18 protein-coding genes and 1 pseudogene are annotated in these 20,649 nt (G+C 46.0%); 5 read left to right on the plus strand and 14 right to left on the minus strand.

Annotation, left to right across the window (positions count from 1 at the left end; all coding sequences use genetic code 11):
- The first annotated feature begins 211 nt into the window (after positions 1-211).
- Positions 212-613: a hypothetical protein gene (locus DNHGIG_RS06765; RefSeq protein ID WP_282198959.1), complete on the plus strand. Its 402-nt coding sequence runs from the start codon at positions 212-214 to the stop codon at positions 611-613.
- A gap of 45 nt (positions 614-658) precedes the next feature.
- On the opposite strand, the gene DNHGIG_RS06770 is transcribed toward DNHGIG_RS06765, so the two are convergent.
- Positions 659-877: a hypothetical protein gene (locus DNHGIG_RS06770; protein ID WP_282198960.1), complete on the minus strand. Its 219-nt coding sequence runs from the start codon at positions 875-877 to the stop codon at positions 659-661.
- Between the two features lie 156 nt (positions 878-1,033).
- On the opposite strand from DNHGIG_RS06770, the gene DNHGIG_RS06775 reads away from it, so the two are divergent.
- A complete protein-coding gene (locus tag DNHGIG_RS06775) occupies positions 1,034-1,477 on the plus strand; it encodes a hypothetical protein (protein ID WP_282198961.1) in 444 nt (147 codons plus the stop codon).
- 429 nt (positions 1,478-1,906) lie between these two features.
- Here DNHGIG_RS06775 and DNHGIG_RS06780 read toward each other — a convergent pair whose 3' ends face one another.
- On the minus strand, positions 1,907-2,314 hold the full coding sequence (locus DNHGIG_RS06780) for a hypothetical protein (protein WP_282198962.1): 408 nt from the start codon (positions 2,312-2,314) through the stop codon (positions 1,907-1,909).
- Positions 2,315-2,500: 186 nt separating this feature from the next.
- Between DNHGIG_RS06780 and DNHGIG_RS06785 the strand changes: the two genes are divergently transcribed.
- Positions 2,501-3,151, plus strand: coding sequence for an SGNH/GDSL hydrolase family protein (locus tag DNHGIG_RS06785; protein ID WP_282198963.1), 651 nt, complete (start codon positions 2,501-2,503; stop codon positions 3,149-3,151).
- A 523-nt stretch (positions 3,152-3,674) separates the two neighbouring features.
- Here DNHGIG_RS06785 and DNHGIG_RS06790 read toward each other — a convergent pair.
- The 5 genes from DNHGIG_RS06790 to DNHGIG_RS06810 all read right to left on the minus strand — a co-directional run bounded on the left by DNHGIG_RS06790 (position 3,675) and on the right by DNHGIG_RS06810 (position 9,715).
- Positions 3,675-4,028 (minus strand): hypothetical protein, encoded by a 354-nt coding sequence (locus tag DNHGIG_RS06790; protein WP_282198964.1) that lies wholly within the window; start codon positions 4,026-4,028, stop codon positions 3,675-3,677.
- A 2-nt stretch (positions 4,029-4,030) separates the two neighbouring features.
- On the minus strand, positions 4,031-5,131 hold the full coding sequence (locus DNHGIG_RS06795; RefSeq protein ID WP_282198965.1) for a ParM/StbA family protein: 1,101 nt from the start codon (positions 5,129-5,131) through the stop codon (positions 4,031-4,033).
- A gap of 1,145 nt (positions 5,132-6,276) precedes the next feature.
- Positions 6,277-6,798 carry a transcription repressor NadR gene (locus tag DNHGIG_RS06800; RefSeq protein WP_282198966.1) on the minus strand — a complete coding sequence of 174 codons (522 nt, stop codon included), beginning with the start codon at positions 6,796-6,798 and terminating at the stop codon, positions 6,277-6,279.
- 29 nt (positions 6,799-6,827) lie between these two features.
- On the minus strand, positions 6,828-7,931 hold the full coding sequence (gene nadA, locus DNHGIG_RS06805) for a quinolinate synthase NadA (protein ID WP_282198967.1): 1,104 nt from the start codon (positions 7,929-7,931) through the stop codon (positions 6,828-6,830).
- A gap of 248 nt (positions 7,932-8,179) precedes the next feature.
- Entirely contained in the window at positions 8,180-9,715 is a 1,536-nt protein-coding gene (locus DNHGIG_RS06810; RefSeq protein WP_282198968.1) for an L-aspartate oxidase, read from the minus strand.
- Between the two features lie 241 nt (positions 9,716-9,956).
- Here DNHGIG_RS06810 and DNHGIG_RS06815 point away from each other — a divergent pair, with 241 nt between their 5' ends.
- On the plus strand, positions 9,957-11,129 hold the full coding sequence (locus DNHGIG_RS06815; protein ID WP_282198969.1) for a cysteine desulfurase family protein: 1,173 nt from the start codon (positions 9,957-9,959) through the stop codon (positions 11,127-11,129).
- A 340-nt stretch (positions 11,130-11,469) separates the two neighbouring features.
- On the plus strand, positions 11,470-12,816 hold the full coding sequence (locus tag DNHGIG_RS06820; RefSeq protein WP_282198970.1) for an MFS transporter: 1,347 nt from the start codon (positions 11,470-11,472) through the stop codon (positions 12,814-12,816).
- 123 nt (positions 12,817-12,939) lie between these two features.
- Here the strand turns inward: DNHGIG_RS06820 and DNHGIG_RS06825 are convergent, their stop codons facing one another.
- The 7 genes and pseudogenes from DNHGIG_RS06825 to DNHGIG_RS06855 form a co-directional block, all read right to left on the minus strand.
- On the minus strand, positions 12,940-14,526 hold the full coding sequence (locus DNHGIG_RS06825) for an APC family permease (RefSeq protein WP_282198971.1): 1,587 nt from the start codon (positions 14,524-14,526) through the stop codon (positions 12,940-12,942).
- Positions 14,527-14,774: 248 nt separating this feature from the next.
- Entirely contained in the window at positions 14,775-15,119 is a 345-nt protein-coding gene (locus DNHGIG_RS06830; RefSeq protein ID WP_282198972.1) for a spore coat protein, read from the minus strand.
- A gap of 12 nt (positions 15,120-15,131) precedes the next feature.
- Positions 15,132-15,422, minus strand: coding sequence for a hypothetical protein (locus tag DNHGIG_RS06835; RefSeq protein WP_282198973.1), 291 nt, complete (start codon positions 15,420-15,422; stop codon positions 15,132-15,134).
- 65 nt (positions 15,423-15,487) lie between these two features.
- A pseudogene (locus tag DNHGIG_RS06840) lies at positions 15,488-15,705 on the minus strand (DUF3892 domain-containing protein); the annotation flags it as partial.
- 101 nt (positions 15,706-15,806) lie between these two features.
- Positions 15,807-17,573, minus strand: coding sequence for a hypothetical protein (locus tag DNHGIG_RS06845; RefSeq protein ID WP_282198974.1), 1,767 nt, complete (start codon positions 17,571-17,573; stop codon positions 15,807-15,809).
- A gap of 373 nt (positions 17,574-17,946) precedes the next feature.
- Positions 17,947-18,876 carry an oxygen-dependent tRNA uridine(34) hydroxylase TrhO gene (trhO, locus tag DNHGIG_RS06850; protein WP_439647728.1) on the minus strand — a complete coding sequence of 310 codons (930 nt, stop codon included), beginning with the start codon at positions 18,874-18,876 and terminating at the stop codon, positions 17,947-17,949.
- Positions 18,877-19,259: 383 nt separating this feature from the next.
- On the minus strand, positions 19,260-20,582 hold the full coding sequence (locus DNHGIG_RS06855) for a TIGR00366 family protein (RefSeq protein ID WP_282201372.1): 1,323 nt from the start codon (positions 20,580-20,582) through the stop codon (positions 19,260-19,262).
- Between the last annotated feature and the right edge of the window lie 67 nt (positions 20,583-20,649).

The following is a 20,649-nucleotide window of genomic DNA, read 5'->3' on the forward strand; positions in this document are numbered from 1 at the left end:
ACATAGAGTGAACGGGTCTTTTTTTATGTATTCTTCCCAGATATAACGACAACAGAAGACGGAAGCATGGAGAAGTTAAACGAATACACCGACCCAAGCAGCTTTTTTATGATATGACAAAGGTTGTCACACGACGACAAATTGTCTGAAGGATTCGACTACTGTTCGCGGAGAATTCTCTGTATAACGATTCACGGAAAGGGGGAGCTTGATGAGACCTTCTACATTACGAACGACGGTTTCGGATGATGTCAAACGAAAGTTTGTGGCTCGCTGCCGTGAACTCAATATGTCTAAAAGCGAGGTCTTGCGTCACTTGATTCACTCTTTTCTTATGAACCCTCATCCTCTGATGACTGACACGGCTGCCACTGCGGAAATCCAACTTCAAAGCAACCGTCAGGATCCGCCGCCATATGCAAGCCATGAAAATCTTGATGAGTTGACCCTAACATATATGGACAACGCCCCTGCAATCAACGACCATCTGGTCCATTCATCCGTTGATCTTGAAAACCACAAAGAGCTTCCTGACCTCGTCATTTGTGAACAGCGCTTGACAATCTTTGGACGAGAATACGTACTCAAAACGTCAGATGATCCTAGTTTCTAGCCAGCAATCAGGCCGTCCTTCTCACGGGACGGCCTTTCTTCATCATCAGCATTCGTCACTTCCTTCAAGTTTGCCATCGCCATCGGCAAATTTCCCGTCGTTCACAATTTGGATGAACCCCGCCTGACTCAATTGATCAAGCACTTCAAATAAACTGTCTTTTTTTTCCGCAGGCAACTTGGAAACAAAAGAGTTGATTTCACGCTCGCTCCTTTTTTTAATGAAATGAATACCTCCGTGCTTTGCGTACATCGAATCATTCATTCGTGTCCCCCCTTTTTCGCTACATGTCAATGCTAGTATGCCCAACTCTGGTTGAATCCCACACAGGTTGACATCCAATCCCATACGATACAAAGGAGAGTATCGCACGGACTTGGAATACGATCGCTCATGATACCTTGCGAGGGGGTGAACCTCATGAGTTCCCGACGTAACAAAAGAACAAGGGAAGACTTTCAACTTGTGAAAGCGGCCCTGCCTGTCAAAACGAAAAATGGAGGCAAAAAGAAAGGCAACTCATCCAAAGCGAAGGGCGCCAAAAAAACACCAAAGTCCGCTCCCCTGACTCTACAGCTGCCCAATCCCAATTCGCCTACGTTCGTTCAAGACTCCATGAGATCCATCTCGAATTTACGCAATCTGTGCAAGAATTGCCTTAAATATATCCAAAAGGCCGATTCCATCTTGGATACCCTGTTTAGCAGCGCTAATTCCTTGCATGAAACGGGACTGTTACAGAAACTTATGCAGAGCAAAGGGAAAAACCTCTCGACGGGTGATTGGACGACGATTTTATTGACCCTAATGAACACACCGCTTGGTTCCTCTCTATTGAAGAAACCGGACGGAGATGAGAGGTAAGGTTCCCCTTCTTATTTACCCTGCTGATAGGGACTTGTTCATGCTTTGACCGATGGATGAACCATCGGTTTTTTGGATGTTTACGAACTATATGTCCATGACGAAAGGGTTCCGAGTCAAACGGAACCCTTTCTGTGTTTTCATGATAGCCACCCCTGCCGCAAGCAGCGCCATTAGAGGATGAAAAGTTTATTGTGCAGGAAGAGAGATTTAAAGCAGCCATAAGCAACAGAGTGACTTTTGGGTGGGTTGTATCGCTTTGCAGCGCAGAGGTGAGTGGAAGGTCGTTCCGCAACCTCTATTAAGAATCCGGGCGGGACGACCTTCATCGAACCCAAGCGCAAAGCGATACATCCACACAAGCACTAGTTTACAAGGTGTACGGCCTTCATCTGACCGTGATTCAAACGGCTGACAACGGGCGTGATATCAATCTTTTGGATTCACCATTTTTTTCATTTCTTTTAGCATCTGGTCATCGACTTTGCCTTTACCGTATTTCTTCACAAGCTCATCAACATTGGCAGTAGGTTCCCCACCTTTGGTCGCATCCTTGTACGCCTTTACAAAGGCGTTCAAGCGCTCTTCACTGACCGGGATTTTGAATTTTTCGGCGAAACTTTTCGCCATATTTTTCACGTTTTCAGGATCCTTCCATTGCTCAGGTGTTGTATTTTTCACTTTATTGATCATATCGAATAAACTACCTTTATTCACATTCTTTAAGCGTTCTTTGAGTAAATCCACCCCGCCCACTTGGGAACCCGATGCTCCTGATTGTTGCGTCTGTGCGGATGTAGCCTTCTTGTTTTCTGTGTTTTTCCTCTTCTTCGCCACAGAACAAACCTCCCATCTCATAATGTGGCGTTACAATTCCTTTATCATCCTATGGCATACACTCGCTCGACGCACCGGATAGAAGCCCAGGAGCTTCCGATCGATTAATAAGTGATACATACGACTATACAGCTTGCTCACCTTCTGCATAGAATATTACGTATCAACTGGAGAGGCGGAAGTCACATGGCTTTTTTCGTCACGTACGGTGATTCTGTACCTGCAGGATATGGCGTCCCTATTGCATGTAACTTCATCTCGGTCATACAAAAAAGGTTATCATCATCTCGCAACCATCCCGTACAAGCTATCAATCTGAGCATACCGGGATTGAACACCTTCGGCCTTCTGGAGATGCTTGCAAGCGGTGATGGGATGGCGCTTCTCCCTTCCTCTTCCTTCATTATCGTTTATATTGGAGGCAATGATTTGATTGATTCCCTGCCCCTTTTGCTCTCAAAGGGAAAGCGCGTTCTTCCTAAAGTCATTCAAATGTCGCAACAGATATTCACTCGTACACTGCAAGTCATTCATCGACATACAAGATCCCCTATCTTAGTCGGCACGTTATACAATCCTTTCCCGAATTCCCCAATCGCAGTGGAAGCTGTTTCCCTTTATAATCAGCAAGTCATCATTCCGGCCGCTCAAGCCGCTTACACTCGAATCGTACCTGTAAATGAAGCCTTTCTCGGGCGCGAATCCGTTTTGATTCAAGGATACTCTTCCGGGATCGCAGGGCAACATGGAACTCACGGAATTGAATATCCCATCCATCCCAACCTTGCCGGCCACCGCGTGATCGCAGAACAATTTTTAAACTGTCTAGGAAACTAGCGCTTGAGTGGATATATCGTTTTGCGCTTGGGTTCAATGAAGGTCGTCTTTGAGACATATGCTTGGCATTCACGCTCCTTGAAGGTGTCTCAGCGGGTATATGTATCGCGCTCATGTTCCCTAAAGGTCGACTCAGCGGGCATATGATTGGCGTTCATGCTCCGTGGAGGTCGCTTTTTCACGCCAATCAAATGCCCTTTATCTATTTAAAAGGAACGAGACGACCTTCAAAGTCGCTATGACGCGCAAAGCAGTACGCCTACCCAAAGACACCTTTCAACTTGATGGCGCCGCTCGTAACATGAGTGGCTATCTTTGAAAGTTTACCTCCCATATGAACCCACGAATGAATCAGAAAGCCAGATATTAAAAAAGCAAGAGGTTACGTCTCGCAACCTCTTGCTTTTTCTTTCTGTGAAGACAGTTTCCGTTTGCAGTTCATTGTACATCCTTCCGGCGGATCACGGAAGTCAGGATATTCCCCAGGGAATAACTATGAGTATTCCCTTTCCGTCAAAATTCGTCACTTCCGGCCAAAATTCCGAATCTGTTCGAGCAAACTTTCACGGCTGGGAAGCACGGGTTCTTTGCTGCGTACTTGAGTCCGTTTTTGTGTTGTTGTGGATGGTGTCGTTTTTGCGGTGGTTTTCGGTAATAGAACAGGATCTTGACTTTTCCAGCGATCCATCCATTCCTGCGGTATAAAACGAAGTAAATCCTGCATTTGGATCATCATTTGTTCCGCTTCCATGCCCCGTTTCAGCAGTTCGCGGATGACGTGAGATCGGTTGCGCGCATTGCCGATTCTCTCAAGAATATCAGCATCTTCCACTTCATCCAGGCTGAAAGTGATCCGGCGCAATCCAGATTCAGACATACTTATGCCTCCGTTTTACCTGCTGCCGCTTCGTCTGCTTCTTCCCCGAAAATATATCGTGCAATATTCAAGAATCCTTGTGAATTGCCGAAACGTGCATGCACCTTTTTGTTGGTTAATTCAATATTTGGACCATACGCTTTCAGATATGGGAATAATACTTCACCGCCTCCACCGGTAATATATACCTTATCGAATTGACTCAGGTTTTCATTCCATGCCTGTACAAACACTTCATTAGCAATGGCAGTTGCCAAATCTTGTTTGAGAGATTCCAGTTCTGACATCAACTCTTCATCCGCACGCATCCCTGTCGTCTTGCCCGTCCAAGCCAATTCATCTGCCTGCGCGTTCGTTAATTTGCGGTTTGTATTACGGATCGCTTGCGTGATCCGGTTCATTCCAAGATCAGTGATGCCGTCACTCATCGCCGGTACTGGCTCATAACCTTCGAACACCGCATAGTCGGTGGTCTTCATACCGATGTCGAGGATGGCTACCAGCCCGTTTTCCACATCATCCATGCTCTTTCCTTGTTCCAGGAGCATGCCCAGAACCACGCCGAGTCCCTGAGGAGCAACGAGCACGTTTTTGATGCGAATTCTTTTCTCTACACCTTTATACGGCCCTTCGTGATAAGCGACCTCGAAGACGCGGTTCTGCAAGCTTTCCGTCAGAGGTCCTTGTTGTTCGGCAAAATAAGAAACGGCCAATCCTGTGCACAGGTTGACTTCATACTCGCCGCTCACATCCGGTGTAGCGATCGCAAGGGCTGTCGCTAACAAAGCGCGGAACTTGGGATCATCAACCTTATTCTCCGTTAAAACATAGTCAACCCGACTTAAACCGGAGCGTAAAGCTTTGGATCCAACCACCCATTCAACGGAAGGCAACGCGTTTTCAGATATTGATACATGCAAGCTGTCAAGAACATCCACATTTGCCGTTTTGATCTTTGAGAAAAGTGATTGCATTCCTTTTAATGTATCTTTCGGCGCTTTCTCCGCAACAGAAGGAAACGCCTGCGGTTTTTTCACGCTTGAACTCACCTTTGTATAACCATATCCGGCATCGAGTCCAACATAAATCGGTCGTTTCGCCATATTCTCAACTCCTATGTACAAGTTTGTATACCTATTCTACCTAAATTTTTCGTTTTAAGGGAGAGTTTTATAATGACTGCATCCTATTTCTTCGTATCTTTTCTCAAAAAGAATGATGAAATAAGAAAAAGTATGACCTTGTACGAAAATCTGAGTTCCTTCTTTTTGTTCGACATAAGCAGACCAAAAATATAAGAATACATAAGAAGTTATATGAAAATATATGATCCAGTTTTAATTGATCATATAAAATATGAATTGATAAGAAATAGTATGATTAAGTAAGAATCCCACCTCACCTAGACCCTCTCCTTCATTATAATCTATGAATATTTACGAAAATGTAAGCTAAGATAAGACTTTAACTCACATTATAATAATTTATCATATTTTTTATGAATAAATAAGAGATCATATGAATTTGCGGCTAGTAAACCTTCTCTCGTTCGCTTATTTATGACTATTTAAGACTAATTAAGAAATTATAAGAATAAATCTCAATAGTGATGATTATATAAGATAAATTCATATGAAGTGATATTTTTTCATCTCTCGTTAGAACAAAACAGACTTGCTATGACTGATACAAAGGAAAAGCTGTAATTTGGCTTATAACGGCCGATTTTAGTGTAAGGAAGCATTTTTGATGGGGGGAACATCGAATATACAAAAAGATCGGGGGTCAAAAGAGGGACAAAATTCGATAGTATTCATCAAATGATTCGACGATTCGATGAAAAACGACTGCATTTGCTATTGTCATTACTCAGCGCGAAGGCGAAATCAACAAGTACAAAAACAAGATCTGCATCACGCTCGTGTTTCGTGAAGACCGTCTTACTGGGCGTATGCTTTGCGTTCATGTTCCGTGGAGGTCATCGTCTCGCATGAAATACGATCCAATATTGCGAGATTACCTGCAAAACCGCTATTTCACGCAAAACAAATACACCTTTAGCGTTCCAAAGATGCGAAATGACAATCAAAGTCACTATTACGAGCCGAGTAGATGTTACTTTACTTTCAGAAATCAACAAGACAACCGCTCGTCGAAAAAAACTGCCCGATGATACCCGATCACCAGGCAGCCAAATATTCATCCGATCGTCATGACTATTTGGGAGGAAAACTTCCGATCTGGCAAATTATTCCCCCCTATATTCTACAAGCGTAAAACCTTCCTTCTGCAATGCTTTCTTGGCATCCGCAATATTTTCCGGATCCTCAGAGCTCACCGTATGATAATGCAGGCCACCCGAGACTTCCGAGAATAACGGGATCGATGCCCTGTCCCATTTTTCGACAAAATTCTTCACGTCTTTAGGTGTGGAGATCCCAAGAAACCCTCTTATTCTTCCATAAATGGGGTGATCGATAAAAACATCCTCAACACGAACATGATGGGCCACAAGAATTTCCAGCTCCCGTCTCAACTGTTCGGGAGTATGAATGATTCCCAGTACTTCTCGCCATTCTTGCGGGCTCTCGGTACATACATAACCGTGCGTCGTACTGACAATCTCATGTCCGTCCTTGCGCAGGAACGCAATATCTTGTACGATGGTCTGACGGCTGACACCTACACGCTCTGCAAGCTGGGAGCCAGACAATGGTTCGTCTATAGACCTTAAAAGTTCGAGCAACTTTTTCCTGCGTTCCGAAGACACCAAACTCCCTCCTCGTAGAAAAATCACGTTTACGATAGGGAAAGCATACGATCAATGGCGACCTTCGCCCACTGTGCCGTTTCACGGTCTACGCGAATGACATTTTCCTCTTTCCCATTCACCAAATTTTCAAGAGAACGCAACAAATGAGGCCGGTCAATCCGATTCATCGTCAAACAAGGGCATATCATCGAATTCAGTGAGATAATAAATTGCTCCGGATGTTCCTGCGCCAATCGATTCACAAGATTGTGTTCCGTTCCAATCGCCCATTTCGTCCCTGCGGGCGCCTTACGGATCGCTTTAATGATATAATCAGTGGAACCCGCTTCGTCCGCGAGTTGAACGGTTTCGTACATACATTCCGGATGTACGATCACACGAATATCTGGATACTGTTCCCGTACCTGATGGACATGCTTCGGTTCAAATTTTTGATGAACGGAACAATGACCTTTCCATAAGATCATACGAGGCTCTTCTTGCCCATGAGGAAATTCAAGTTCCATTCGCTTTGGATCATATACGCACATCTGGCTTAAAGGAATTCCCAATTTCACTCCTGTATTGCGTCCCAAATGTTGATCCGGCAAAAAGAGAACTTTCGCTTTCTGGTTGAAAGCATAAGTGAGAATCCGTTCCGCATTCGAAGATGTAACGGTCAGCCCGCCATGTTGACCCACAAACGCTTTGATTGCTGCCGTCGAATTCACATACGTGACCGGGATGATCGTATCTCCATAGAGGGAAGTCAGCACATCCCAGCATTCCTCAACTTCTTCGAGGTCGGCCATATCCGCCATGGAACAACCCGCGTTCATATCAGGCAGGATGACGATTTGATCATCCCCCGTGAGAATATCCGTCGTTTCCGCCATGAAATGAACACCGCAGAAAACGACATACTCACTTTCCTTCAAATCGGCCGCAATGCGCGCCAATTGAAGAGAATCTCCACGATAGTCTGCGAAACGAATCACATCGTCTCTTTGATAGTGATGACCGAGAATGGTCAATCGATGGCCCAATTCTTTCTTGGCGTCGGCAATTCGCTGATCGAGTTCTTCCGATGAAATCGCAAGATCATCCGCTGTTACAATTCCGTCAAGCGCGCATTGAGATTCAAGATTCATTGTTTTTATTCCCCCTATCATAGAGCAGTGGTCATAGCTATCTTGACAATGTGTAGTTTGGCGGGCGTATGCTTTGCGTTCGCGCTCCGTGGAGGTCGTCTCGCACGGAACAATGTTCAGATGTCGCGAGACGACCTCCAAAGTCGCTGTCTCACCCAAAGCATTACGCCCACCCAATGTCACTTTTCATCCTCTGATGGCGCCGCTTGCGGCATGGAGGGCTATCTTGAAAACCAGTGCTTAGGTGACTATGCAGAAAAAACAAATTGGTCACTTTTTACTTGCAGCGAATGGCGTTGCTGCTCATTATTCTCTTCAGGATAGTCGCTGCGAAAATGCGAGCCTCGACTTTCACGACGCCACAAAGCTGCTCTCGCCACCAACAAAGCCGATACGAGAAGATTGCGGTCTGCAAGCGTTTTCGCCTCTTCCAGCCACTCTTCAATTTTGCCGCATGCTTCCTGTAAACGTCTGCCCTCACGAATCAGTCCAACCTCTTCCCACATCAAGCTTTGAACGCGAGCAAGCAGGGATGCAGTCGGCTGCACGGACAGATTCGCTATATATTCGCTTGAGAAGGAAGGTTCATGCGCTTTCTCAAGCGATCGTACCTCTGCCAACGCCTCAGCCGTACGTCTGGCAAAAGCGGCCCCTTCAAGCAACGAATTGCTCGCCAAGCGATTCGCACCGTGAACGCCCGAGGACGCGACTTCTCCAACGGCAAACAATCGCGGCAGAGTCGTACGCCCGTTCGTATCGGTTTTGATTCCCCCCATCGTATAGTGGGCCGCCGGCACAACCGGTATCAAATCGCGCGCGGGATCGATTCCGTGTTTTTTGCAAAGTTGCGTAATAGTCGGAAAGCGTTTCGCAAAATGAGAGATCGAGCGAGCATCGAGATAAACGTTTTTCCCGGCATTGTATTCCGTAAAAATCGCTCTGGCAACGATATCACGGGAAGCTAAATCCTTCCATGGATGATAGCGTCCCATGAAGGCTTCGCCCGCGCTGTTAACAAGTACAGCACCTTCACCGCGAACCGCTTCCGAGATCAATGGCATAGGATTCGTATCTACTTTCAAAGCAGTGGGATGAAATTGCACAAACTCCATATCCTGAAGTTCCGCTCCCGCCTGGTAAGCCATCGCATATCCGCTGCCATAGATCCCTGGATCGTTCGTCGTGTAACGGTATAATTGTCCGAGACCGCCATTCGCCAAAACGACAGTCTTCCCTTGAAAATAAAGAGGGCCTAATTCATGGTCAACCGCAACGAGTCCTTGACATTCCCCGTCAACCACGATCAATTCCGCTGCATAACAATGCTCGAAAATGTCGATCCGTGGCGATGTGAGCACATGTTTAGCGAGTACATCGACAATCGCCTTTCCCGTAGCATCGCCGCCGGCATGGACGATTCTGTTTTTCCCATGCGCTCCTTCTCTACCTAAAACAAGTTCCCCCGTTTTGTCCCGATCGAAAGGAACTCCCAAATCCACAAGAAGCCGGATCATGTCCGGCGCGGCATGTACAAGCGTGTCCACTGCCGAGTAGTCAGAGAGTCCGGAACCGGTACGAAGTGTATCGTCTCTATGCAAGTCCGGGCTATCATCGTTACCGATTGCGGCCGCGATTCCTCCCTGTGCAAACCGGCTGTTACCGTCGCCGATTCGATCTTTAGTAACGAGAGAAACCCTTCCATAGCGGGAGGCAAACAAACTTACCGTCAAACCGGCAATCCCCGAACCGACAACCACGTAATCGGTTTGGATCAATCTCGACATGATAGAATCCTTCTTTCCGTCAATTTGCTTTCTATTATCATAGAGAGACCTATCACCTGTCAATACACCTGTAAAGTCACATAATAGTCATATTTTTTCCATCTGTCGTTGACACTAAGGAGCAGCTCTCTCTATAATGGCCCTAAAGTAACCTGATGACGCGTAGAATTCTTGGTTCGCGATATGATAGATAGGAGAACCGCAAAACTTATCATTGACATTTTGAAACGGGGTGTGAACCTTGCAAGTTTCACGGTACTTCGATCACGCAGCGACAACGCCACTGCGGCGGGAAGTCTTGGAAGAGATGGAGCCCTTTCTGACCACGCTTTTTGGCAATCCCAGCAGTCTTCACCAGTTCGGCTTGACCGTCAAAGAAGCGGTTGAAAAGGCCAGAGAGACGGTCGCGCATGCGATCGGCGCACGCCCAAAAGAGATTATATTCACCGGGAGTGGGACAGAATCTGACAACATCGCCGTTCTAGGAACTGCCCGCTACTTGCGCCAACAAAAAAAAGGGAACCATATCATCGTGAGTCAAATCGAGCATCCAGCCGTCCTGGAAGCGGCCCGCGCATTAGAACGGGAAGGGTTTGAAGTGACCTATCTGCCTGTGGATGAAAACGGACGCGTTTCGATCATAGAGTTGGAACGTGAACTCCGTCCAGAAACGATCTTGGTAAGCATCATGCATGCAAATAATGTGACGGGTACGGTACAACCGATCGCTGAAATCGGATCCTTGTTACATGAAAGACACGTGATTTTCCATACAGACGCGATACAAAGTTTCGGTAAAATCCCCGTGGATGTGAATGATCTTCATGTCGATCTACTTTCCATCAACGCACATAAGTTGGGTGGACCGAAAGGGATTGCCGCTCTCTATATGCGAAAAGGAATCCGTGTGACGCCGCTCGTATACGGAGGCGGACAGGAACGCGGCATCCGACCGGCGACACAAAATGTCGCAGGTATTGTGGGGTTTGCGAAAGCGGCGGAATTGGCTATGACGGAAAGGGTGAGGGAACAAGAACGGCTTGAACGATTGCGTTCCCGTTTGCTCGACAAACTTCAATCATCCATCAGCGGGCTTAAAATGAATGGTGATACCAAGTACCACCTTCCAAATATAATCAATATCAGTGTAGATCAAATTGAAGGCCAAGCGTTGATGCTTGAGCTGGATCGCCTGGGATTTGCCACTTCCAGCGGTTCCGCTTGCAGTTCAGGTAATCATGAACCATCCTATGTTCTCCTTGCCATGAATAAATCAACGGAACATGCATTGGAAAGCCTGCGCATATCAATGGGATCCAGCACGACGGAACAATCCGTTGACGAGTTGGCCGAGGCGTTACACCAAGTGGTTACGGAATGGAGACGCGCCAGAAATATTCCATTTACCCACTAGTCCCATCGTTACCTGTCATTTTGTCATGAGGGCGATTTTTCGTCCTCATCCATCTGAAATCAGAGTAGACAGAAAATTTTGTTTATAATAGAATAGAATTGACCATTCTTCCGTATAATCTATAAACGTATGGCCACTTGACGTTCATGTCGGTTACTGCATCCTCTTACATTTGTCGACAATCGACCAAAGAAAGAAGGTGATAAATGAAAGCCCTTTCATAATCTTTGGGGAGGTGACTTGCTTTTCCTGAAAATAGTGACCCCGCACTTAACGTATAGCTGATCCAATCGTTCATCCATGTTTATCATTTCAATGATTATGGGAGGGGTGATATTGTATGGTACATGATGAAAGAACAGGTCAACTCGATTCTTCACTCTACAAGAGCCAAGCGAAAAAAGCCGCGATTGCCAGCACGATCGGCACAGCAATTGAATGGTATGATTTTTTCCTTTATGGTACAGCTTCCGCGTTGATCTTTCCAAAATTGTTTTTCCCGCAGTCTGACCCCTACGTTGGTACCTTGCAATCATTCACGACATTTTTTCTCGGTTTTGTTGCTCGTCCCATCGGAGCCGCGATTTTCGGACATTACGGCGACCGTATCGGACGCAAAGCGACTCTCATCATCACGCTGCTGCTCATGGGAATCAGCAGTACGATCATTGGTTTGATGCCCACATATGACAGTATCGGTTTCTGGGCTCCTTTCTTCCTTACGGTGCTGCGTGTACTGCAAGGAATCGGTGTCGGGGGCGAATGGGGAGGTTCCGTCTTGCTTTCAATGGAATGGGGAAATAGGAGAAAGCGCGGCTTGATGGCCAGTTGGCCGCAAACAGGTGTAGGATTGGGGCTCCTCCTATCCTCAAGTTTAGTGACACTATTTATCAATCTAACCGGAAACAGTTTCAACTCATGGGGGTGGCGTATTCCCTTCTTACTGAGTATCGTACTCGTTGCGATAGGCTTATTCATCCGTTTGAACGTCCTCGAAACCCCACAGTTCAGCAAAGTCCTGGAAGAGAAGACAGTCGCGCGGCAACCCGTGGCAGAGGTTATCAAGAATAACTGGAAAGAGATCATTTTGTCTGCATTTGTGCGCATGGCGGAACAGGCACCTTTTTATATCTTTATCACATTTGTCATCAGTTATGGAACACAACAACTTCATATGTCCCGACAATTCCTCGTAAACGCAACGCTGGTGGGTTCCTTGCTTTCTCTCGTAAGCGTACCGTTCTTCGGCTATTTGTCAGACTTCATCGGCCGTAAGCGCATGTATATGATCGGCGCTGTCGCGACACTGTTGTGGGCCTTCCCGTATTTCGGACTTCTCAACACCCGAATTCCCGCTCTCGTCTTCCTTGCCGTTGTCATTTCTTTGATCCCGCACGATATGCTCTATGGCCCGCAAGCGGCTCTCATCGCGGAAAACTTTCCAACAAAGTTACGATACAGCGGTTCATCCCTCGGTTATCAACTCGCTTCCATCATCGCTGGCGGCCCGGCACCATTGATTGCCGCCTACTTACTCCACACTTTCGGCAGTTCAACTGCGATTAGCCTTTACATCATCTTCAACTGTATCATCACGATGATCGCCACAGCTATGCTGAAAGAACGCTCGCAACAAGAAAATCTTGAATTACCACACGAAACACCCTCCGCTTCGTTGCATTCGTAAGATACCGAAATGATCAAAAGCGTTTGGAAAAGGGAGAGGACTAGACCTCTCCCTGATCGACATTGATCGTTTCAATGAAAAAGAGGGGCTTGTACCCCTCCGAATGATAAGAATATTTGAATCTTATTCGTGTTTCATTTCTTGATTCAGACTTTCAGCTTCTTTCAATTGTTCCGTAAAGTAAGCGGAACGAATCGCCCACATATAAAACACTAAAGCACTGACAGCAACGACTACCATATCCCAACCGTACGAGATGACATTATGTCCGCCAAATCGATCGCTGCCGAGATAGGAAATGAGCATCATGTAAAGAAGGTAGCAAACGAGCCATAAACCCGCTTTGAAATTGCGTGAAAAAGTTTCCTTTCCTCGCTTGGCTTCATAATAAAAATAAATGGGAAGGCCGATCAACATGACGAACAATACTTGTCCAGTTAATGGCCATCTGGACCAATACAAAATCAGCGACGAAACAATAAAGGCGATCGGAGCGATGACAACCAGACCTTTTGTTTTAAGAGGACGACGGTAATGGGGAACCAGTTTGCGCAATGACATCGCTGTAACGGGCCCCGCCATATAGCTGACGACCGTCGCTACCGATATGACTTCCACAAGCTCTCCCCATCCGCGGAACACATACATGAACAGAAATGAGACCGCCAAGTTTAACCACATGGCAGGACGGGGTACCTTGTACAACGGATGAACGGTTCCGAAAATCTTTGGAAAGTAACCATTCTTCTCCATTCCGTAAATCATTCTTGCAGTAGAAGCCGTGTAGACGATCCCCGTACCCGAAGGCGAGATCACGGCGTCGGCGAACAGAGCGACCGCCAGCCAACCGACCCCAAGGATCATTGCCAGATCGGCAAACGGTGACTTCAACTGTAACCCAGCCCATCCGTTCGCTAACAGGTTTGAAGGAACGCTGCCGATGAACACGAACTGAAGGAAGAAATAAAGCACGCCTGCCAGAAGCAGAGATAATACGACAGCAAAAGGAACATTGCGGCCCGGGTTTTTCGCTTCTCCCGCAAGATTGATCGGTGTTTGAAAACCGTTAAACGCGAACACGATACCCGATGTTGCAATCGCGGTCAAAACGCCTGACCACCCGTCCGGCATGAACCCACCAGGAGCTTGCGTGAAATTGTTTGTCTTAAAACCGGCTATATAGATGCCTACAACTGTCAATAGCGGAACGACAAATTTAATGACTGTGACAATGGTATTCGATTTCGCAAACAATGCGACCGTCCAATAGTTGAGAAAGAAATAAACGAATACCAATAATGATGCTAAGACGAGTCCTGACATTGTCAAATGACGGCCATCATACATCCCCTGCGCCCACGCCCATGGCCATGAGCTCATATACTGCACGGAAGCTTCCGCTTCGATGGGAATCACAGAGACGATAGCAATCCAGTTCGCCCAACCAGCGATAAACCCGACAAACGAACCGTGGGAGTATTGGGGATAGCGCACCATCCCTCCCGACTCAGGAAACATACCTCCTAACTCCGCATAGGAAAGAGCGATACAAATAATGATCAGACACCCGATGATCCATGAATAGATCGCTGCGGGGCCGGCTACTTTTGCCGCTTTCCATGCGCCGAACAACCAACCTGAACCGATAATAGAGCCCAATCCCGTCATGGTTAACGCGAAGAGCCCTATATCCCGCTTCAAATTTTCCATGAATCTCCGCCCTTCTTTAAACCTCATTTGATAAAATATTTTACTAAACAGTTTTACAAAAATCAAACAAATGGTTAGTAGTATTTAAGAAATTTTAAACCGAAACACTTTGCATGAAACATGGACGATAAAAAAACTTCAATCGATGTAGCTTGCGAAACAAAGAATGGATCAGCCAAAGACCGTTAGGAAAAATGCGGAGCGGTGAAAAAACCGGATTCATCCACGGAATGAATCCGGTTGTTCGTTTACTGCATCATCGTTGGATATGGAAACTGGGTGGAATAATTGCTAAACTGCTGGTACGCCTGATCGATTTTTTGTTGCTCTTCCGCTTCAAGATTGTACCAGCCTTTCTGAAACATCATATTGAACATTTCGCGCGCACACTGATGTGTTTCATTTAAGATCGTCATGATGTCCTGATGGAGTGTGTCATGACTCGCTTCCCGTGCAGCGATATTGATACTGTCCGTCAGATACTTCTCCGTGGCAAGGACATCATTCAAGCGGTCACGATCATTCATGAGTGGACCTTTCACTTGCGGTTCATTCGCCGATTTCGGATTCCCAATCTGATTTTGTTGCTGCATAGCAGAACCCCCCTATTGATTCTGTGGAGACTTTGGCATACGGATCATCGCCTGGGTGTTATTTGTCTGCAAATGTTTAAGAAGCAAGTTGTAATGCCGCTGGTGCATTTGCCCTGCCCGATCAATTGCCGACCTTACTTGCGGGTCTGTGCATTCCTGTGCATAGTGGGCACATTTTTTCATCGCCAAAAGAGTCCAGGACAGTTGATCCCTGAGATACAGATAATCTTTGGTCGTGACGACATCGGGCGGAGTCATCATCACAGGTTGTTGCCCCGTTTGTCCCATCATCTGCTGTTTCATTGAGGTTTGCCCCTTTCCTTGCCTTCATTTTCACGTATAGTTTGAAACAAAACGCACACTCCCATTCAGAAACGCGGCAGATTGTCGAGATTGTTCTCTTTGATGCCATCCGGTTCTGAGCGAAGTATGTCCCTGCCGTATTTACGAAAGACATCCACATGCTCCAAGTTGCCACTTTTAGCTTCGGCAAGCGCCCGACATAATCGAGGATGCGTCCGCTTTCCGTTTGAACAGCGATGATGTCACCATCTTCATTCTTACGAACGGCTACAATTTTTTCCGACATGAAAAATCCCTCCTTGTGAATAGGATTTTCCACAAAGGAGGGAAAGCATGTATCAATTCGGCCACTATGGAACAAAGATAAAAAGATTGATGGAACAATTATTTGTCTTCTTTTTTCAATTGAAAGAAAACCCATCCCTGCGAATGACCGTCCCCATCTTGAAAGGTTGTATGTAAAACCGGTTCGATCCGTAACCGTTTGTTTGTATACAGTGAAGCGTAATGCGTATTCAAGTGATTCTCGAAGTACCGCGAGAAAGACGAAAACTGAAAGTAGTCCCCTGACTCAAAGAATATATAGATCGCATTCTTGTTGTTCACGCTGAACGGAACGATTTCTTTACCTGAAGACAAGCCGTATTGATGCAGGCTGTCATAATAATAAGGCGAACGGATCACCCAACTCGCCGGAACCATGTTGTAATGCTGCACATCGCCAAATTCTTTGAAAGGATTTGCCGTGTCCGCCACCAAGTTGATACGTAAATGGATAAAGAGCGGATCGCGATACTCTTGTTGCAACAAACGGATACTGTCTTCAAAATGTCGCTTATTGATTTCTCGCACATAGGCTTGCTGCTCAAGATTGCCATAATTGTTCAGCGATAAAAGAATCATGACCAAACCGGCGACAAAGGTCATTCGTTTCGCGATCGCCCCCTTGTTTTTTTGTGTAAACAAGGGTTTCATCAGTACCATGAGGCCGAGAAGATCGATGTATAATGGGATCGCCACCCGATTGGGGAAACGAATACACGCGAGTACCATAATCCCCATGATGATCATAAGGAACGAAAGAACGGACAACCTTCTGATGAGGCGCTCTTTTCCTAAGGGCAGTTCGTAAGCGACAGTATTTGATCCCATGATGATGAACAGTGCGCATAACAGAAGCCATCCATATCCCATTGTACCTTTGATTGCGGAAATCCCTTTCGAGAGAGAGAAGAGCGATACATAGGGCACCGCATTCTTCTGCAAAAATGTCTGAAAGGATTCGCTGTTAAAGATATCTTCGTCATGGATCCACAACAATTTGGCCATCCGGTAATCATCGAGTGTCCAACCTGTCTTACGCAACGCCTCCTCCGTTCCCGAATGAAAATCTCCCATGGCCGTATCCATAAAGCTACTGCGAACAGAATTAAACTTGTCGTATTGTTTATATGCATCGCTGCCATGCATCACATGCGCAAAACCTGATGACAAAGAGACGAAAAGCAAGAGCGGAACGATCATATACACAAATCTTTTCTTCATGTTTGGCAGCAAAAAACTGAACCAGATCGGGAACGAATAGCATACGCCGACAAAAATGATGTCCGGTCGAATCAGGTAACTGAACCCCAAGAAACAACCGGGTAGAACCGAATGCCAGCCAGCAGGTTGTCTGGTCAAATTCAGATACGCGAGATACAAGCACGCCATACACCATAAAAAGAGACTGGTGGACGCGAAGTTCAGCCTTAAAAAAATAAAGCTGTATAGGCTAAAAAACACAAGGATCATCAAAAGTTTATGGAATAAACCTTTCGTAAGTGAAAGAATCATCCGGTATCCGAGGATACATCCGATCCATTGGGCGAGATATAACGTAAGACTGTACCATGGTATATGTATGTTGAAGCGGTAGAGAACATACAGAAGCTCACTGAGCGGCAAGGAAAGAAATACTCCATCGGGATGTGCGTGTTGGCCGTATTGTCCTGATAACAGGCTCACCATAATCATGTCATCGTTGGTTTCGTACATCGGATGTCCGAAAGATAAAACGATCATGCCCGCGAACGCAAGGAGGATGGAAGATATTCTGTTTTTCGACGAAAATGGATGTACCGGTTGTTTCCATATTGCCGTACGTACCATTTCAATCCCCTAACTTAAAAATTTTCAAACTTCTAGTGAATCGAATCATGTGGGCAAAGTACGGAATCAAAGAAAAATGGCAGTAAGAACTGCCATTCTCCTGATCGTATTCACTTTACGTTGGTTTTTTTGAAAAACTGTAGTGTGCGGGCGTATGCTTTGCGCTCATGCTCCGTGGAGGTCGTCATTGCGGGCATATGCTTGGCGTTCATGCTCCGTGGAGGCCGTCTCGCTTGGAATATGTTTAGTTGTTGCGAGACGACCTCCAAAGTCGCTGTTTCACGCCAAGCATATGCCCCTTTAACGTTCCAAAGGAAGCGAGACGAGCTCCAAAGTTGCTATTACGCGCAAAGCGCCCGGCACAAGAAACTTATTATCCTCTGATGGCGCCACTTGTAGCATGGGTGACTACTTTTTCTTTCACATGAGCTCGGTCATGCTCCTCACATTCAACGGAGCAGTATCCCTTAAACTTTTCTTCACATTCCGGACAACAGATATGTTGTTTATGGCACATATCATAGGCACAATTGATATATCGGTCTTCCGGTTTGCCACAATGATAACACTTACCTACAATCACGTTTTCTTCCTGGTTGATGGGAACCGAAATTCTCTCATCGAAGACGTAGCATTTGCCATCAAACAGTTTTCCTCTTACCTCAGGGTCTTTGCCATAGGTGACAATTCCCCCTTCCAATTGGGAAACATCTTTAAATCCTTCACGCAGAAGAAAACCGGACAATTTTTCACAACGGATCCCACCGGTACAATACGTCAGGATTTTTTTATCTTTATACTGGCTGAGATTTTTGCGAATCCACTCGGGAAATTCGCGAAACGCCTTCACTTCGGGACGGATCGCATTGCGAAAATGGCCGATGTCATACTCGTAATCGTTCCTTCCGTCGATGACGATCACATCATCTCTTTGCAACGCCTCATAAAACTCTTTGGGTGAAAGGCGTTTGCCCGACAGTTGATTCGGATCGATATCCTCTTCCAGATCTAAACGGACGATCTCTTTTTTAACTTTCACTTTCATTTTCTTGAAAGCATGTCCGTCTGCCTCATCAATCTTGAACCACATATCGGCAAAACGAGGATCTTGATGCATCGTATCCATATAGGTCTGAGTCTGTTCAATGGTTCCCGAAACGGTTCCATTAATCCCTTCTTCGGCAATCAAGATACGGCCCTTCAAACCTAGATCCTGGCAAAACTTAAGGTGCTCTTCGGCAAACTCGGCCGGATTCTCGATGTGGACATATTTATAATAGAGTAAAATTCGATATGGCTTCATGAGAAACCCCACCTGTCTCTTAGTTAATGTTATTTTTGACAAACGATCGTAAACTTACACAGAAATAGATTCCAGCAATGGAACCCATTTGTTTTGGAAAAACGCGAAAAGACCGCCCTTCAGTTAACCCTACGTAGCGGTCTATTTCTATTCCATAAAACATTCACAGAACTCAAATAGAACTGCTCATTGATAAATTCTTAACAAGTGTCATACTTCGACAGAAAGAGTACGGAGATTTTCAATACATGCTGTATATACCATTATTCATATTATCATGATAAGAACAAAAGATCAACTCTTATCTGTTTTCGCTGCCTTTAACTGCCGATCAACCATTCCAATCGCGAATGCTTCGTTCATATTGTGGACAGCGATGAAACTTAGAAAAATGACAACCCCACAGCGAATATAACCCCGGATACAAGCAGTGTCGTTACACAGTAGCCCATGATATCGCGAACACCAAGTCCGGCGATCGCCAATGCCGGCAAAGCCCAGAACGGTTGAGCCATGTTCATCCACGCTTCTCCGTATGCGATGGCCATCGCGGCTACTCCCGGATCAACCCCCAGCTTGGCTGCGGCGGGCATAATAAAGGGACCTTGTACAACCCAGTGGCCTCCACCGGAAGGTACGAAGAAATTGATTAATCCTGAACTCAAAAAGGCGAGAAAAGGGAACGTATGCTGATTGGAAATCGAAATAAAAGCGTTAGTGATCATCCCGCCGAGTCCCGACGACTCCATCATACCCTGAATCCCCGCGTAAAACGGAAATTGGATGAGAATACCCGCCGTTCCTTTGGCAGCATTCGCTACCGCACGCATATAGGATAGCGGTGTTCCATGCAAAAGCAGCCCTGTCAAGAAGAAGATGAGGTTGACGGTGTTGACATCCACTTTAAATCCTTTTGTAGCAAAATAGTAGACGAGGTATGAATATCCCAGGATGACGATCAAGAGTGTCAAGATACGGCTATTTTCCATTCTTACGGCAAACGTCTTTTCCGCTGGAATCGCTTCCGTCGGGGCCGATTCCTCTTCTACCAAGAGACGCGGATCAATACTTACTACTTCATGGGGCTTCGGCATCATCATTTTCGTCATAATCGGAAGAACGATGAGCAACGCAACAGTAATAAACAAATTGAAGCCTGTGAAGATCGTTTGCGTTAGCGGAATGAGTCCTGCTGTTTTCTGCATCGGGTTGCCCGGTGTTGCCGCCAATAGCGGTACAGACCCGGAAAAACCTCCGTGCCATGTGAGAAAACCAATGTAGGCGCTTGCAATCAAGAGACGATAATCGGAACCTTTCACCCGTTTGGCCACTTCTCTAGCAAACAAAGCTCCGACGATTAAACCGAATCCCCAATTGAGCAAGCATGCGACCGCTGAACCTAACGTTACAAGGATGACACCCTGCGTCGGTGTCTTCGCCACACCGGCTAAACGCTGAAGCCATCGTTTCACCAGAGGAGAACTCGCCAAAGCATGTCCTGTGACCAAAATAAGGCTCATTTGCATGGCGAAAGCGAGCAGATTCCAAAAACCGTTGCCCCAGAATTGAACCATTTCCAAGGTGCTATGAGGAGTAAAAATGATTCCGGCAACGAACAAGATAAGAGTTAACAATAACGCAAAGACGAACGGATCCGGTAAAAATCGTTGTACAATCATTGTGAAAAAGTTCGATAGCGCTTTCAGATCAACCCCTCCTTCCGAATGGTAGGTATAAAAAATGTATACAAAAGTGTTCCTTTATCACCAATTA

The organism is Collibacillus ludicampi, from assembly GCF_023705585.1.
GTDB lineage: Bacteria > Bacillota > Bacilli > Tumebacillales > BOQE01 > Collibacillus > Collibacillus ludicampi.

Bases quoted from the DNA above. Each gene is read 5' to 3' on its own strand.
- DNHGIG_RS06845 (WP_282198974.1), bottom strand. From the start codon at position 17,573: ATGGTACGTACGGCAATATGGAAACAACCGGTACATCCATTTTCGTCG.
- DNHGIG_RS06835 (WP_282198973.1), bottom strand. From the start codon at position 15,422: ATGAAACAGCAGATGATGGGACAAACGGGGCAACAACCTGTGATGATG.
- DNHGIG_RS06775 (WP_282198961.1), top strand. From the start codon at position 1,034: ATGAGTTCCCGACGTAACAAAAGAACAAGGGAAGACTTTCAACTTGTG.
- nadA (WP_282198967.1), bottom strand. From the start codon at position 7,931: ATGAATCTTGAATCTCAATGCGCGCTTGACGGAATTGTAACAGCGGAT.
- DNHGIG_RS06765 (WP_282198959.1), top strand. From the start codon at position 212: ATGAGACCTTCTACATTACGAACGACGGTTTCGGATGATGTCAAACGA.
- DNHGIG_RS06770 (WP_282198960.1), bottom strand. From the start codon at position 877: ATGAATGATTCGATGTACGCAAAGCACGGAGGTATTCATTTCATTAAA.
- DNHGIG_RS06820 (WP_282198970.1), top strand. From the start codon at position 11,470: ATGGTACATGATGAAAGAACAGGTCAACTCGATTCTTCACTCTACAAG.
- DNHGIG_RS06830 (WP_282198972.1), bottom strand. From the start codon at position 15,119: ATGCAGCAACAAAATCAGATTGGGAATCCGAAATCGGCGAATGAACCG.
- DNHGIG_RS06790 (WP_282198964.1), bottom strand. From the start codon at position 4,028: ATGTCTGAATCTGGATTGCGCCGGATCACTTTCAGCCTGGATGAAGTG.
- DNHGIG_RS06825 (WP_282198971.1), bottom strand. From the start codon at position 14,526: ATGGAAAATTTGAAGCGGGATATAGGGCTCTTCGCGTTAACCATGACG.
- DNHGIG_RS06795 (WP_282198965.1), bottom strand. From the start codon at position 5,131: ATGGCGAAACGACCGATTTATGTTGGACTCGATGCCGGATATGGTTAT.
- trhO (WP_439647728.1), bottom strand. From the start codon at position 18,876: ATGAAGCCATATCGAATTTTACTCTATTATAAATATGTCCACATCGAG.
- DNHGIG_RS06810 (WP_282198968.1), bottom strand. From the start codon at position 9,715: ATGTCGAGATTGATCCAAACCGATTACGTGGTTGTCGGTTCGGGGATT.
- DNHGIG_RS06785 (WP_282198963.1), top strand. From the start codon at position 2,501: ATGGCTTTTTTCGTCACGTACGGTGATTCTGTACCTGCAGGATATGGC.